We start from the raw sequence: 14,324 nt of genomic DNA, 5'->3' as shown, positions 1-14,324 counted from the left end.
CCGTCAAGGGTGTTTTGAAACTCATTTTGCTTGTGGATAATCCATAGATCAGTAAACTGGAGACGTGACCGATAGAAAATCCGAGCAATGGACAGATTGGAAGTGGCAAATGCAGAATCGCATTCGATCAGCAGAAGATTTGCAAGCGTATACAAAAGTTTTTGATCACGAAATCGAAGCAATCCAAGCTGCAAGTGCCCATTTTGATTTAGGAATTTCTCCTTATTATGCTTCACTTATGGATCCAGATGATCCCAATTGCCCAATAAAAAAGCAAGCTATACCGACAAAATCGGAACTCATTCGCTATCCGAATGAGATTGATGATCCACTTGCAGAAGAAATCCATATGCCAGTCAAAGGTGTAACGCATCGATATCCCGATCGAGCCATCTGGTATCTCTCGCATAATTGTGCCGTTTTCTGTAGATTCTGTACTCGTAAAAGAAAAGTATCGCAACCTTTCGAGACACCCAACCGAAGCCAATGGAATGAAGCAATAGAATACTTTCGCAAAACTACGTCTATTCGAGAAGTAATATTATCGGGGGGAGATCCTCTCAGCCTATCAGACTCTCATTTGGATTTTATTCTATCCGAACTTAAATCTATAGAACATATTAATCAAATTCGAATTCATTCTCGCCATCCTGTAACAATGCCTATGCGAATCACAGATGAGCTATGCAAAATATTTGATAAATATTTTCCATTATACTTAGTAACTCATTTCAATCATCCCAGGGAATGCACCACCGATGCAAGTAAAGCAATCGAACGCTTAGTACGGATCGGTTCTGTATCGGTCATGAATCAATCCGTTCTATTAAAGGGAATCAATGATGATTTATCAGTTCTAGAAGAACTGAATTACCGATTGGTTTCTATGGGAGTCAAACCATATTACCTACATCAATGTGATGAAGTTTTTGGCATTTCTCATTTTCGTGTTCCTATACGAGAGGGCTTAGAATTGTATCGAGGTCTGCGAGGGCGGATGAGTGGAATCACTGTTCCTTTATATGTTGCAGATCTAACTGGTGGAGGAGGAAAAGTTCCATTAATTCCAGAATATTTTGTAGGATCGAAAGAAAACAGTTTGGTTTACCGAAACTATAAAGGAGAGCTTTATGAAATATCCGATGGAGAAATACAGTAAAATATCATGATAAAAATCCAGCTCGCAATCATCGGCTTATCTTTGTTTGCTCTATTCTGTGCAGCTCCGGAAGTTTCGAAACCTCAGAATGGTGATTCAATACCATCGGCAGGCAATCTAGAAACACCTGCCTTACTTCGATTGACTTATGATTTGGCTTTTAGACCTCCTGCGAATTATGTCATGGAGGAAGTGGGGAATTTGCATGAGAAAGGCAATCGATACAAAATCCGATTCGGAATGCCAGGAATCAACCTGACTCGACTCACAATTTCTTCGACCAATACAGAAAACCGCTCTAAATTTCCCTATGAGGTTTCGGATCGAGAAATCGAAAAAGCCAAATGGAAAAAATACTACTATCTCAAAGTAAAGGATCAGCCAAATTCTGCAACTGTCTCCCTTTTCTCCTGTACGGGTGATCTTGTTTGTGTCCGTTGGGAATGGTTCTACAATGGATTTTTGGTGGTTTTTGAATCTGAAACGGAGTTAAAAAAAGGCGTTGTAGAGCAAGATGGTCTTGCAGAAGCTTATCATGACTTAATAGAAAAGCACTTGTTGGTCTATTGAGCATGGGTATATTAGTAAAAACGAAAGGATGACAGACTCATAATGTGGTTAAAACTTGGTGATACAGAGGTTATAAATTTGGATTATATCTCTTCGATTAAGAAAAGTTCTAATAAGCCAGCCATCGAAATTATTTATCATGACTTAACCAATGTAAAAGCTCTCAATTTTCCAGGAAATGAAGAGAGAGACAAAGCTTTTACTGCAATCTTGGATAATCTATCCAGAATGAGACTTTTCTTTCAATAGGCTACCATGACGATAAGCACTGACAACAAACCCACTCCCCGTGATTATTTAGAAATTCAAGAAAAATTAGAAGAAATCGAATCAAATCTACCCTTTGAGGTTTTATTCTATGGATCACGTGAAAGAGGAGACTACGATTCTGAATCGGATTTCAATTTCTATCTTCTCGCTTCAACTCAAGACCAGATGAAGCCAGGCTTCATCCAAAAAATTACGAATATTTTGAATCATTTAGATAAGATAGCGCCTGTTAATCTAGTTGCAGGCGATATGGATACTTTTCGTTTGCGATTGAATCTTTTTGAGCCTAGCGTCGTTCATCTATTAGAGTTAGGTGGCGTTTTCTTTGGAGACCGCGTTTTGCATGGCTTCCAAAAAGAATGGAACATGATTAAAGCGAATCCTATCCCAAAGGAAAAGCTGGTTCCCTTTCTGAATCGTAGAATCCGTTTTTATAAAAATCTTACTCCTCGCACAGAAAAAGAAGACGCAGTGAGAATGGAACGTGTTGCTAGTCTTTCTGTGCAAACATGGGCAATACGATCGATTCCGGATATTTCTATTCATGAACTCGTTACATTGGATATACCAGCAAGAGCCGATAAAATGATACGAGCTATGTATTCAAAAGAACTAGATGAAGAAATTCTCGATCTATTAGAAAGAAAAAATGAAGCAATCTCACTAAAACGTGTATTCCAAAAAGAAAAAGACTTCCAACAATCTCAAAAAGACACACTAAAATCCCGTATACGCCAATTGAAAAAAGGAATAGTACAAGAAACAGAATTCGGCGGAACCTAAAATATGAAGGACAATTTTCGGCTTTCTAAATTCTCAATCAAAGTAAAATTGATTGGGATAACAACTTTAATTATTGTTGCATCTCTCTCACTTATGATTTTTATCGCATCTACCTTTTTCAAGGATGATAGCGAGAAAAGAATTCAAGAGAACAACCTACAGATTGTTAACTTAATTGGCCAGAAAGTGGAACGCGAGATCTTGACAATCGCATCCAAAGTCAATACTCAAGCTCTTCTACAAGAACAAAAAATTGATAATGAGTTGAAGACTCTGTTCCAAGTTTTGTTCTTTAGAGACAATCCATCTTTTCTCTACCTCGCAATTTCTAAGAAATCTGGCAACTCTTGGGTTCCAGAAAAAGAAATGTTCAATGAAGAATCTTTGATTCAGCGCCAAATTGAGAAAAACTCGATTTCGAATATTCGAGGAATTATTGGTGAAGCCTTCCAGCCAGCCTTCACCAATAGTCTTGTTATAAAAAACTTAAGTCCAACAATTCTCAAACCTTTACTTGGGATCGCAATGCCTTTTGGATCATCACAAGATTCTCGAATGGTAGTCCTCTATATGGATTCATTAGAGTTCCAAAAAGCCTTCGAAATGGAAGGGATCAATACTTCTTTCCTTGTGGATTCAGAAGGTTCAGTTCTCGCCCATCCCGACACAGAAGTTGTTTTGAGTGGAAAGAGTTTTAAATCAAGTCCCATAGTCAAAACGCTTCTCGAAAGCAAAAATGATAATGGATTATCCCAATTTGAAGAAAATGGAAAAGAGTTCTTGGGATCATTTAAAAAAATTTCCATCAGCGGATTGGGAATTGTTTCTACGGTTGAAGTTGATCTTGCGTTTGCAGCAGTTTATAAAATTCAAAGAATCAATATTTATATTCTTATTATTGTATTAAATCTTTCTATTTTAGTTGTATTTTTCTTTTCTCGAACAATAAGTGAACCTATCAAGCGTTTGGTGGGAGCAACTAAACAAATTGAAGCGGGAGATTTCCGCGTAGATATTCAACCAGCATCTCGCGATGAGATTGGACTTTTGACTGATTCATTCGTAGAAATGGGACTTGGTCTAGAAGAAAAAGAGAAAGTAAAATCCATTCTAGGAAATATGATCGATCCTGTAGTGGTTGCCGAAGCAATGAAAGATATGGCAGCTCTTAAACGTGGATCTGAGAAAGAAATCACGAGTTTCTTCTCAGATGTTGCAGGGTTTTCTACTATCTCTGAACAACTTCGATCGGAAGAACTTGCGAATCTTTTGAATGAATATTTGAGTGCGATGACTATTATTCTAAAGAAGCATGATGGTGTTCTGGATAAATACATTGGTGATGCGATCGTAGGAATTTTTAATGCACCAATAGATATTCAAAATCATGAATATTCAGCTTGCTTAGCGTCGATTGAAATGGTTAAGAAGCTTAGTGATTTACGTAAGTATTGGAAAAAGAACAATCTCTATTCACAAGAAGCTCAGAATATGGATGCGAGGATTGGATTGAATTCAGGGCTTGCCAAAGTGGGCTTTATGGGAACTGACGCCCTAGCTTCCTATACAATGATGGGCGACACTGTAAACTTAGCTGCTAGATTGGAAGCGGCTGGCAAAGACTATGGCGTCAATATTCTAATATCCGAATCTACTGCAACCGCTGTCCGTGATCAAATGTTTACAAGGATGATTGACCTTGTTCGAGTAAAAGGTAAAAATGAACCGGTCAAAATTTTTGAATTGATTGATACGCAAAAAAATGTAGCTGATAATATTAGAGAAGCTACAGATTTATATGAGAAAGGTTTCAATCTCTATCTAAAAAGAGACTTTGCAAAAGCAATCAAGAGTTTAGACAAATCTCTGTTAGCTAAATTTCCTAAGAATGATTCTGGAAAAGACAAAGCAATCAATCTTCTAAAAGAAAGATGTCAAGACTATATCGATAACCCTCCACAGTCGGACTGGGATGGAGTGTTTACCAGGACTCATAAATGAGAGGATTCAGTTTAGGAGATATACTTTTCCTAATTTTCTTATTTTTTAGTACTATTGGGATCACTGGTTTGTTGTATTCTGATATGAGCAGGCTTTCACAGGCCTCGAATGAAAAAGTAATCGGAACAATAACCTTCAAACAAAAAGTAGCTCAAAGAAAATATACTGGACAAGTCGTTTGGGAGAACCTAGAGCAAAGTACTGAACTTCGGAATAAGGATTCTATTCGAACTTCTCAACTATCTGAGGCAGAGATCACGCTCAATGATGGAACCAAAATCACCTTAGACGAAAATTCGATGATCCTATTGAATATCAATGATGGCCAGACGGAATTGGATTTTGCTTATGGAACTTTGTCCACCAAACAATCAGGTAGCGATGTATCCGTTGCAGATGGCAATAACGCAACGGCTCTCAAAATCAAAGTGGGCGACAAAACCATTAATTCCGAAGGTGATGTAAATCTCAGTGGCTCCAAAGATGGATCTGATATGCAGTTGAAATTAGAATCCGGAACAGCAAGTGTCAGTTCAACTAAGGGTGAAGAAATTTCTGTCTCAAAGAATGAAATTGCTAAAATAGGTGGAGAAAATCTCTCTGTAGCAACTCAGTCCATTCAGCTACAGCTTCCGACAAATCTCGAAAGAAAAGTGATCCGTGACTCTAAGACCCAAGTTAACTTTCAATGGATAAGAAATAATACAAAAAATAGCAATTCAAAACTTCCAAGCAATCTGATCATTTCTTCATATCCTGATTTAAAATCTCCTTGGAAAGTTATTTCTACATCGGATAACCAAGCAAAAGTTGATGTTCCTGTTGGGTCACATTATTTCGCAGTACGCCTAGGAACTGAGACAACAGAAACTCGAAGATTCACAATATATCAGAATGCTCCGGTAGCATTGAACTCACCAGCAAACGGATCCAAAATTTCTACTGCTAGCAATAACTCTCGAGTCTCCTTTATCTGGGGCAAAGCAACAGTTGATACAACCTATATTCTTGAAATTGCAAATTCTCAGGATATGAATTCTACATCGATTGTGAATAGAGAATCACTTAGCGCAAATTCTTTCAGTAAAGAACTATCTGTTGGGAGTTATTATTGGCGAATTGGAACGAAAGACCCGATCGGTGACGACATTGTCTACTCTAAAGTTTACAAATTTGAAATTGTCCGTGAAGAAACACTTGTAACTCCGCAACTTATGCAACCAGAAACGAAAACAAAATTTGCATTGGACGAAGTACAAAAATCTGGATTAACTTTCACTTGGACTGGCTCAAAAATTGCCGATTCCTACCAATTTACCTTGGTGCATCCAAAGACTGGATCTGCCGAACGTGAATCGAAAAGTGCGTCCATTCAATGGAAAGAGAATCTGGATGTGGGTCGATACCGCTGGAGTGTCGCAGCCATTAGAAATAATTCAAAATCGGAACCCTCAGAGATTCGAGAATTTGAAATAGTCCAAGAGGCAGTAACACCTGTTATTGAGGAGGCTGTTTTGGTTCCGCCGAGTCTTGTGTCGCCTATTCAGAATTCCGAAATCGATATGACGCAAAAAGATGAGATAAGGTTTATTTGGAAGACTACAAATGCAAAGCAGTCCCGTTTAGAACTAGCACCTGCAAATCGACTCAGCCAGCTTATTCTAAAATTGGAAACGAATGATAACTTTTATACGTTTAGAGAGTTGAACAAATTAGAAGAAGGTGAATTCGTTTGGAGAGTTGTATCAATCCATAATAATGGTCAAGAATCAATAAGCAAAGATCAAAAGTTTAGAGTCGTTCTCAATCGTGGAAAAGGAAAGTTGGAGTTCACTTCTCCGAAAATCTACTATGTTGAATAAATTTCTAAATGATTATTTTATTCAAATCGTAATTTGCATTAGTTTGCTTGGGATACTGGCTGATCTCAATTCTCAAGATATAAAGTTACAAGAGATAGAGATCGAATGGACGGCAGTATCGTATGCAAAAGAATACCGAGTCCAGATCCGTAACAAGAATAAACAAAATATTCAAGACCTAAGAACTAAGACGAATTCTGCAAAAGTTAAACTTCCAGCCGGTGAATACGAACAGAGAGTTGGAGTTGTCAATAAATTTGGAAGACTGGAGAGCTTTTCGGATTGGCAAGAAATCCAGATAATGGTTGTTAAGGCGGCAAAAATTGAAAAAATCGATCCTAAAGTTACGCCAGGGATCGTTCCTATCAAAGGAGAAAAAACGAAGATTGCAATTCAAGGTAAAAACTTCGTACCTGATACAGAAATACAATTTGAACAGAATGGCAAAGTTTTTAAACCGAAAAAAATTATTTATAAAAATGACAATACCATGGAAGTCGTATTCGATGAACCTCTGCCTCAAGGAGATTGGGACTTGGTCGTCAAAAATCCCAAAAAAAATCCCATTGTAGCAAAGAATTATATATCTGCTTATGAGCCGGTGAGTAATTCTCAAGAGAAAAAAATTCGTGAGAAAGAATTACTCAAAATTCAATCGAATGATAACAAATTAGCGAATATGAATTCTGATAAAGAATCATCAGTGGATGGTTCTGAGAAAACAGATCCGAATAAAGCCAAGACAGATAAAGAAATTGATGGATCTTTTTCGAAAAACAGATGGGAACCTATTAAAAGAAGTATGCTGCTTCCTGGCTGGGGGCATTTCCATATGGATAATAATAAGAAAGGCTATATTTATTCTGGCCTGTTTGCTCTTTCTTTAACAAATGTTTATCTAAAGAATTTAGAACTAAAAGCAGCAAATGCAAACTACAAGGATACAACTGCCTTATCAACGCTTATTCAATTTTCTGGAAATAATATTGGATCAGATATTCGAGTATATAGAATTGGAGCAGATCAGAATGCGTTCAATAAAGTGAAAGGAAAAACTCTAGAATTCAATACATCCATTGTAATTCTCTTGGGAGTTTATCTCTATCAGGTCTATGATGCGTATGCAGATTCTGAGGATTGGGCAGCTGACAAAGCTGGATGGAAATTTCAATTGAACCATAGGTACCTATCTGACTTAGATAATCCTATACGAGCAATTGATTCTTCGACTAGATGGATGTCTGGAACAGAGACATTCTATTCAATTCAATACGAACAACCGTTACAGATCAATCACTACTAAGACTTCGATCTTGATGGACAATTGTTGATTTGACTTAAGTAATGAGAAAACATTCTCTTCTGAATCGATTCATGTGGGAATTCCTCTCCGAGGCATAATCTAGCAAAGGTATAACCAAAAAATACCATCCTAAGATATTCCATTTCCACTTCGAAATCAACAATCCCCATCTTCTCAAAAGTCACTTTAACATTCGTAAAATACTTGCCTAGAACTTGAGATTGGAATTTTACAACTCCCTTTTGAATAATGGATTTGGTCTCAGGAAGAAGCATCATGCTCATAATCAAACGCATTTCTAGACATTCGTCACTATCTGTGCCCTTGTGAAAATTTGTAGCCATATGTTTGGTGATCGTGTGTACAAATTGTTCAGGGCTATCGAATTGAGTTTGTAACGATTCGATAATTTCTTTTTCTCGATCAAAATGGCGTTCAATGATTGCATGAAGCAGTAGTTCTTTGCTCTCAAAATAGAGATAAGGAAGTCCCCTGGAAATTCCCGCGCGGTCTGCGATCATCTCCATCGTTGTAGAACCAAACCCCTTCATTGCGAACAACTCAAGCGAAGCCCTTAGGATCAATTCCTTAGATTTTTCCCGATTTTCTTCCCTTTTCGATCTTTTTTTAGGACTTATGGGATCTTTTTCGCTAATTTCTATCATCTTTTGCATATTATTACAACCGTTCATCAAATTTCCACACTTTTCACGATATTTTATCTTGATTTTTATTCAATGAATAAATATTTAGTTAATAAATAGATTTATATTATATGAACCGAAGTCAAGGATTATTCACTTTATATTTCATTTTGGCAGTTTTTTCGTCACTTGTGCTATTTCCTGGCATCCAGTCCGACGATTTGCTGCTCCAAGGTGATGAAATCATGCATATCAAAACAATTCGAGAAAGTTTGGAGAATTCTTCTTTCCTCCATCCAATTTTGAGCGGTTATGCAAACCCATATAAACCCCCACTTCTTTTTTGGACAGGGATGATTACTGACTCAATTTTTGGAGTTGGGTTTTTGGGTGAGAGACTTCCTTCGGTTTTATTGGGAATATTGATTGTTTTGCTTTTCTTTCGAGTTTTGATCTACTGGAACATTCCTAAGTCTCAAGCCTTTATCGCATCCCTGATCTATCTAACATCTCTTGGCCTGTTCAAGTTTGCAAAACTTGCCATGATGGAAATCTATCTGCTTCTTTTTATTCTTATATCAATATATTTTTATACGAGATATCTAAAGGAAGGACGCACTTTTTTTATCGTTATATCTGGGTTAGCTGTTGGCGTTGGTGCTTTGTTGAAAGGCCCAATCATTACAGTTTATCTTATTATAGCTATCGCTACCCACTGGGGTCTAAGTCGGTTTAGAATTAGAAAAGGTAAACCTGTGATGATTCTATCAGGTAGCAAATATAGAATGTTAGCTGGAATGAGCATAAAACAATTTTTGCTCATTTGGATACCAATGGCAGCCTTACCTTTATTTTCATGGTTACTTGCAATAGTTTTGTTCACTGATCAGGGCATGATGTTTGTAAAATTCTTTTTGGGAACAGAGAATCTAGGTAAATTTTTTGCAGAAAATCAGTCAGAAGGAAGAATCTTTCTCGGTATGTTGGGATATACTTTGCCTTGGACGGTTGTATTTCTCATTGGTGGTTGGAAAGTTCTCACGCAGTCTGAGAGAAATCGAAAGCAGTTTTTGGCAAAATGGTTAGTACTTGCGGCCGTGTTCATTCTGATTCTACATTTATTGCCTAACCGAAAAGATCCTTACTATACTCTGCCATCTATTGTCATGATCTTTCTTGGGTTGAGCTTAGGATTGAATTTCAAATCTATTCAGATATTACTCAGGAATAAATATCATCTTGTTTTCCAAATTATTTTGTCCACTTTCTTACTGATCGCTGGAAATTATTTCGATAGCGAAGGAAAATATTTTTTGATTCTTCCGTTTCTATTTGTTACTTACGGAATTCTAAATTATATTATATCAAAAAATCATAAAATGTTAATGGTGTTATCTGGTACGATCGCGCCAGTTCTCACATTATTATTTTTCCAAACATTTTTGTTGCCAGCCCTTCCAGATCGTCTACCTACCATCGATAAAGATAAATATCACTCACTCTGCGTGCTATCTGTAAACCCTTGGGATGCATGGGAATTATCTATATACAATCCAAATATCAATATCTATCACATCTCTACAATGGATGGTAAATGTCCAAGTTCAGATTTACCAATTGCGGTAATGTCTGAAGTTGAAGAAATTCCTGATGGATATCTTACTGTTGATGTTTGGAGAGTATGGTCTGGAGATCTTCCCAAAGAATGGAGTAGACTTCCTGCTTATGATGATCCGATCTTTTATCGTTCTATATCCGTATATTTGAGAATCACACAAGGAAGGATTAATCCATGAAATTTAGAAACTGGTTACTTATAATTCTAGTTAGCTTTTCAACAAGCTTAGTTGTAGCAAAGAGAATCTATTCGAGCAAAATCCCAAGTCCCAATTCAATTAGATTGAGTTCCAATGAATGCTCTAATCTTTGTGCAGAGCTGGAGTCTTGTTCTGTAAAAAGTGATAATTTACAAATTAGAGAACATTCCACTGCCATTGGTCAGTCCTGTATGGTATTGTGCAAAAAAGGCAATCCAGAGCTGACTCGTTGCAGTGGACAATCTGGTTGCGATAACTTTGTGAAATGCTTGTATTCAGGTGAACCTATTCAGAGCAAAAATAGTCGAAACTAACAGGTAAAATATATTGAATTTCCTGCGTTTTTTTTGGTTGAGGTCTAGGTATACCGTCTGGTTGATATTTGTAGGTTTACTCGCATTTGACTCTGGTGTGTTGAATGGTTTTGGATTGCGTGGACCTTATACGCATGAAACTATAAATACAGAAGCATTTAAGCTATTTTCTAAACGAACTGGTTTCGAAATTCGAGTGGATTGTGCAGAAATGATCAATCAAGCGAACTACCAGGCAGATGTTTTCCATCCAGAAAAACCTGAATACCATTGTGATAGCTCTGATTTCTATAGGTGCAGTGTTCTACTTGACGATCTCAAAACAAAATCTGCAAGACAACCTGTTCTTACTACAGGGCTCACGTCCATTGGACTTGCATCTCATATAGTTCAAGATTTCTATGCGCATTCTAATTGGGTTGAAATTACTAGAAATAGTTATATTCTTGCTCCGATCGAAGATCTTAAAGAATTCTTTGCTTTGATTCCAAATCTCCAGTCAGGTGCTGTGCCTTTAGCGGTTGCTCCACCGGAAGAATCGGTGAATTGTTACCTACGTCCAGAAGACGATTGGGGACTCGCTATATTTGGAGCAACGCATGGATGTATGGAAAAAGATAGTAACTACAGCCTTAGAGGTGGACGAATTGCAGAAAGTCCATTTGGCTTTGGTAGAACATATCACGAAATCGCAGGAGAACTTGCTATTGAGCATACTACAAAATTGTTTCAATATTTCTATGATACCAGGAATCCACATTTGATGTCTTGTTTAGCCCCAAGCTATAGAACTATCGGTTGCAATCAATTTGTTTATGGCAGATTGAGAGCAAATTTTTGATTGCGACATCGAACAATCAGAATGTCGCAGAGAAATCCAATAGGAATCTTCTTCTTTCCCTTCTATAATCAAAAGGGTACAGGTTGTTCTTTAATAAATATTGATCCTTGTTGATCATATTGAAAACTGAAATACCTAAGCTGATTTTTTCTGTGAAATAGTATGCAAATTTGGAACTAGCATGAATCCAAGGATCAATGGAATCGGGTCTATTCTTAGGATACTGGAATTTATATAAAGGATCAATTGGTTCATTGGTTTCTGTATCGATTTCTGTTTGGTCACTGAGTCTTCGTCTAACACGACCTTGAGCTTGGGCCGATAAAGAAATCATCCACTTACTTGCGGAATAGCGAATACCAATATTTCCCGTTCGAGACGGCGCCCAAGTTATTTCCTTGGGACTTTCCCTTATGGTATCATCTAAGATTTTTTCGTTCATTCTCTGACTGATTGAGTAATTTAGAAAAGCGGAATATTCACGAAATTGAAAAATGATTTCATTTTCTATTCCTCTTGTTACAAGAGAATAAATATTTGTGCTTAGATTGTTATTGGCTACACTATAGGCAATTTGATTTTCAAATTTTGTCCAGAACCAGTTGACTCTATAGTTGAAATATTTCAGGAATATCCAATCCATTCCAAGATCATATGTCGAGATGAACTCTGGACGCAATTCTCTTGGATTGGAAGCTAAGGTAAAAGTATTTGCTCCAAACATTTCGGTAATGGAGGGTGCACGAAATGCTGTACTTGACATCGCTTTAAAACTCAATTGACTTGTTGCAAAATAAACAAGCCCTGCACGGGGACTAGTTCTTCTAAATACTTTCTCTTCATTGGGAATGTATGGGATATCGGATCCAATGAATTCTGAATACGGTTGGTCGATTCCTTTGAATCTGGCCTTAGTTTCGTCATACCTTACACCTAACGTAAGCTCTAAGCTTTTGTTTAAGAATTTACCACTTACGAGCTGTGCATAAGCCGCATAGCTTGGAACATTATTTCCCTGGATCCATTCCAACCATGGTCCTTGCGGAGTTAATACACCGCCTTCATAGGGTGGAAACTCGTTTATCGAGTCAGCATAATTTACATCACTTAAATGTAGTCTATCCCCTTTGTATTTAAAAACTCCAGCTTCCATTCCAAAAAGAAAACTTGCACCTTGACCTATGTCCAGAACCCACTGAGCTCTTGAAAAATAATTTTGAGCTCCTGTCTTGAGAATCTCCCAGTTCCCATCTGGATAGTAGTCCTCGTATGCTCCTCGTTCGGCGAATCGTATATTCCAATCAATACTTCTCTCTTGGTATTGCAGAACATATTCTTGTGACAGGTAGCTTGTTATATTCCCTGAGTATCTCAAATTTACAATATCTCGTGATTCATTCATATTCTCTTCACGATCTGGAACTCTCCACAGCCATCCATGCCCTGTATCAAACTTCCAACCACTTTTGTGATACTGAGCACTGAAACCTTCAAGGAAGTCTTCACCTTCTAGCTTAAGAAAAATATAATCAGTTTTTCGTTTATCAGGGATAGAGAATTTTTGCAAAAAACCAAATTCATCAACCCTTCCAGATCCATCCGGACTAACTTGGTTATTCCCGTTCGTTTTATACGCATTGTAACTAGCTACATACGAAATGTATTTTGATACCCCGCCTGTTAAAATATCGTAGATTTGCGTCTCAGCGTTTCCACCCCTAGCCCGAATTTTGACATCTCCATTCAAATCTTTCCCGCTCCAAGTATTGATTGATACAACACCATTGGTGGCATTTGAGCCATATAGCGCTGAGCCTGGCCCTCGAATAACCTCTACAGACTTTATCATATTGAGTGGAGTTATTTCGGATGTGTAAGCTGTGCCATATAAGCTATCATTGAACTGGACGCCATCAACTAATAACAATAAATGATTATTATTCCACCCTTCAAAAGTTCCTCTCGCCGAAACAGTTCTCCTATCATAATCTTGAGACGCAGCAAAACCCGGAAGTTGGTACAAAATATCATTTAAGCTTACTCTTCCATAGTCTTCAATTTCCTCAGCAGTTATAATATTTACTATATTAGGTGCTTCATTGGTTTTTCTGGATATCTTTGTAGCGGATTTTGTTACTTGGTTCGCCATAAGATCGAAAACATCTGTTTGACTTGAATCACTCGTACTCTGTATGGGAAGATTCTTTGTTTTCATTGTCTGTGATGAGAGAACGAACTCATCAACATTGTATTGATTTGTTTTCTTTTTTGGATTCATCCGAATCTGTATTGCAATTTTTGATGCAAATTTGTTGATTCGGTTATTGTCCGTCTCCAAAAGATCAGCTGGATCAATTTTGTCAGATACGATGTCATAAACTTCATCCGTAATATTGAAAGCGTCTATAACCTTTTTGGTTTCTGAATCAATGATCTGGGAATAAATATTTAGATTTGATTTTCCGTTTTTCTTTTGATAGAATCCAATAACTATAAACCCAGATTCTTCAAGACTTTGAGTTTTGATTGCAGACCATTTTTGGTCTAATGCTTTCGTGGTTAATCCTTGATCCTCCAATTTATTCTTAATTGCAGACCGAATTGTATTCTCAATCTGAATCGATTGCTCACTATCAGAAAGGGCTTCGAATATCGTAATATAGGTGATTGACTTTGCATTCTCTTCAGAGTAAATATTGAGAAACGGTAGGAAAATAATTGCCAAAGCAAAATATTTGAATTTTATATATATCATATTTT

Annotated in this window: 12 protein-coding genes; 10 read left to right on the top strand and 2 right to left on the bottom strand. The window is 37.2% G+C overall.

Translation table 11 applies throughout. The features are described 5' to 3' along the window. The first annotated feature begins 64 nt into the window (after positions 1–64). Genes O4O04_RS01020 through O4O04_RS00990 form a run of 7 tightly spaced genes read left to right on the top strand, consistent with a single transcriptional unit; the run spans position 65 to position 7,948 of the window. Positions 65–1,159, top strand: a complete 1,095-nt coding sequence (locus tag O4O04_RS01020; RefSeq protein WP_442915886.1) for a KamA family radical SAM protein — start codon at positions 65–67, stop codon at positions 1,157–1,159. A 6-nt stretch (positions 1,160–1,165) separates the two neighbouring features. After that, complete coding sequence (locus tag O4O04_RS01015; protein WP_272531386.1) at positions 1,166–1,729, top strand: hypothetical protein; 564 nt, start codon at positions 1,166–1,168, stop codon at positions 1,727–1,729. Positions 1,730–1,771: 42 nt separating this feature from the next. Continuing rightward, positions 1,772–1,978, top strand: a complete 207-nt coding sequence (locus O4O04_RS01010) for a hypothetical protein (RefSeq protein ID WP_272531385.1) — start codon at positions 1,772–1,774, stop codon at positions 1,976–1,978. A gap of 6 nt (positions 1,979–1,984) precedes the next feature. Further along, on the top strand, positions 1,985–2,782 hold the full coding sequence (locus O4O04_RS01005; RefSeq protein ID WP_272531384.1) for a hypothetical protein: 798 nt from the start codon (positions 1,985–1,987) through the stop codon (positions 2,780–2,782). A gap of 3 nt (positions 2,783–2,785) precedes the next feature. Beyond that, positions 2,786–4,783, top strand: a complete 1,998-nt coding sequence (locus O4O04_RS01000; RefSeq protein ID WP_272531383.1) for an adenylate/guanylate cyclase domain-containing protein — start codon at positions 2,786–2,788, stop codon at positions 4,781–4,783. Further along, complete coding sequence (locus O4O04_RS00995; RefSeq protein ID WP_272531382.1) at positions 4,780–6,645, top strand: FecR domain-containing protein; 1,866 nt, start codon at positions 4,780–4,782, stop codon at positions 6,643–6,645. Before O4O04_RS01000 ends, O4O04_RS00995 begins: the two co-directional genes overlap by 4 nt. Continuing rightward, complete coding sequence (locus tag O4O04_RS00990) at positions 6,635–7,948, top strand: hypothetical protein (protein WP_272531381.1); 1,314 nt, start codon at positions 6,635–6,637, stop codon at positions 7,946–7,948. The genes O4O04_RS00995 and O4O04_RS00990 overlap by 11 nt, the downstream gene beginning before the upstream one ends. On the opposite strand, the gene O4O04_RS00985 is transcribed toward O4O04_RS00990, so the two are convergent. Continuing rightward, a complete protein-coding gene (locus tag O4O04_RS00985) occupies positions 7,945–8,640 on the bottom strand; it encodes a TetR/AcrR family transcriptional regulator (RefSeq protein WP_272531380.1) in 696 nt (231 codons plus the stop codon). The genes O4O04_RS00990 and O4O04_RS00985 overlap by 4 nt on opposite strands. 197 nt (positions 8,641–8,837) lie before the next feature. On the opposite strand from O4O04_RS00985, the gene O4O04_RS00980 reads away from it, so the two are divergent. The 3 genes from O4O04_RS00980 to O4O04_RS00970 all read left to right on the top strand — a co-directional run bounded on the left by O4O04_RS00980 (position 8,838) and on the right by O4O04_RS00970 (position 11,564). Then, positions 8,838–10,388 carry an ArnT family glycosyltransferase gene (locus O4O04_RS00980; RefSeq protein WP_272531379.1) on the top strand — a complete coding sequence of 517 codons (1,551 nt, stop codon included), beginning with the start codon at positions 8,838–8,840 and terminating at the stop codon, positions 10,386–10,388. Next, complete coding sequence (locus O4O04_RS00975; protein ID WP_272531378.1) at positions 10,385–10,723, top strand: hypothetical protein; 339 nt, start codon at positions 10,385–10,387, stop codon at positions 10,721–10,723. The genes O4O04_RS00980 and O4O04_RS00975 overlap by 4 nt, the downstream gene beginning before the upstream one ends. Before the next feature lie 61 nt (positions 10,724–10,784). Beyond that, positions 10,785–11,564 carry a hypothetical protein gene (locus tag O4O04_RS00970; protein ID WP_272531377.1) on the top strand — a complete coding sequence of 260 codons (780 nt, stop codon included), beginning with the start codon at positions 10,785–10,787 and terminating at the stop codon, positions 11,562–11,564. A 16-nt stretch (positions 11,565–11,580) separates the two neighbouring features. Here the strand turns inward: O4O04_RS00970 and O4O04_RS00965 are convergent, their stop codons facing one another. After that, positions 11,581–14,319, bottom strand: a complete 2,739-nt coding sequence (locus O4O04_RS00965; RefSeq protein ID WP_272531376.1) for a TonB-dependent receptor plug domain-containing protein — start codon at positions 14,317–14,319, stop codon at positions 11,581–11,583. Positions 14,320–14,324: the final 5 nt, after the last annotated feature.

Origin of the sequence: Leptospira sp. GIMC2001, from assembly GCF_028462125.1 — a bacterium.
Lineage (GTDB): Bacteria > Spirochaetota > Leptospiria > Leptospirales > Leptospiraceae.
The sequence above is the reverse complement of the archived record's forward strand: the minus strand, read 5'-3'. Positions and strand labels throughout refer to the sequence as shown.

Coding starts and splice junctions, on each gene's coding strand:
- O4O04_RS01015 (WP_272531386.1), top strand. CDS start 1,166: ATGATAAAAATCCAGCTCGCAATCATCGGCTTATCTTTGTTTGCTCTA.
- O4O04_RS01010 (WP_272531385.1), top strand. CDS start 1,772: ATGTGGTTAAAACTTGGTGATACAGAGGTTATAAATTTGGATTATATC.
- O4O04_RS01005 (WP_272531384.1), top strand. CDS start 1,985: ATGACGATAAGCACTGACAACAAACCCACTCCCCGTGATTATTTAGAA.
- O4O04_RS01000 (WP_272531383.1), top strand. CDS start 2,786: ATGAAGGACAATTTTCGGCTTTCTAAATTCTCAATCAAAGTAAAATTG.
- O4O04_RS00995 (WP_272531382.1), top strand. CDS start 4,780: ATGAGAGGATTCAGTTTAGGAGATATACTTTTCCTAATTTTCTTATTT.
- O4O04_RS00990 (WP_272531381.1), top strand. CDS start 6,635: ATGTTGAATAAATTTCTAAATGATTATTTTATTCAAATCGTAATTTGC.
- O4O04_RS00985 (WP_272531380.1), bottom strand. CDS start 8,640: ATGAACGGTTGTAATAATATGCAAAAGATGATAGAAATTAGCGAAAAA.
- O4O04_RS00980 (WP_272531379.1), top strand. CDS start 8,838: ATGCATATCAAAACAATTCGAGAAAGTTTGGAGAATTCTTCTTTCCTC.
- O4O04_RS00975 (WP_272531378.1), top strand. CDS start 10,385: ATGAAATTTAGAAACTGGTTACTTATAATTCTAGTTAGCTTTTCAACA.
- O4O04_RS00965 (WP_272531376.1), bottom strand. CDS start 14,319: ATGATATATATAAAATTCAAATATTTTGCTTTGGCAATTATTTTCCTA.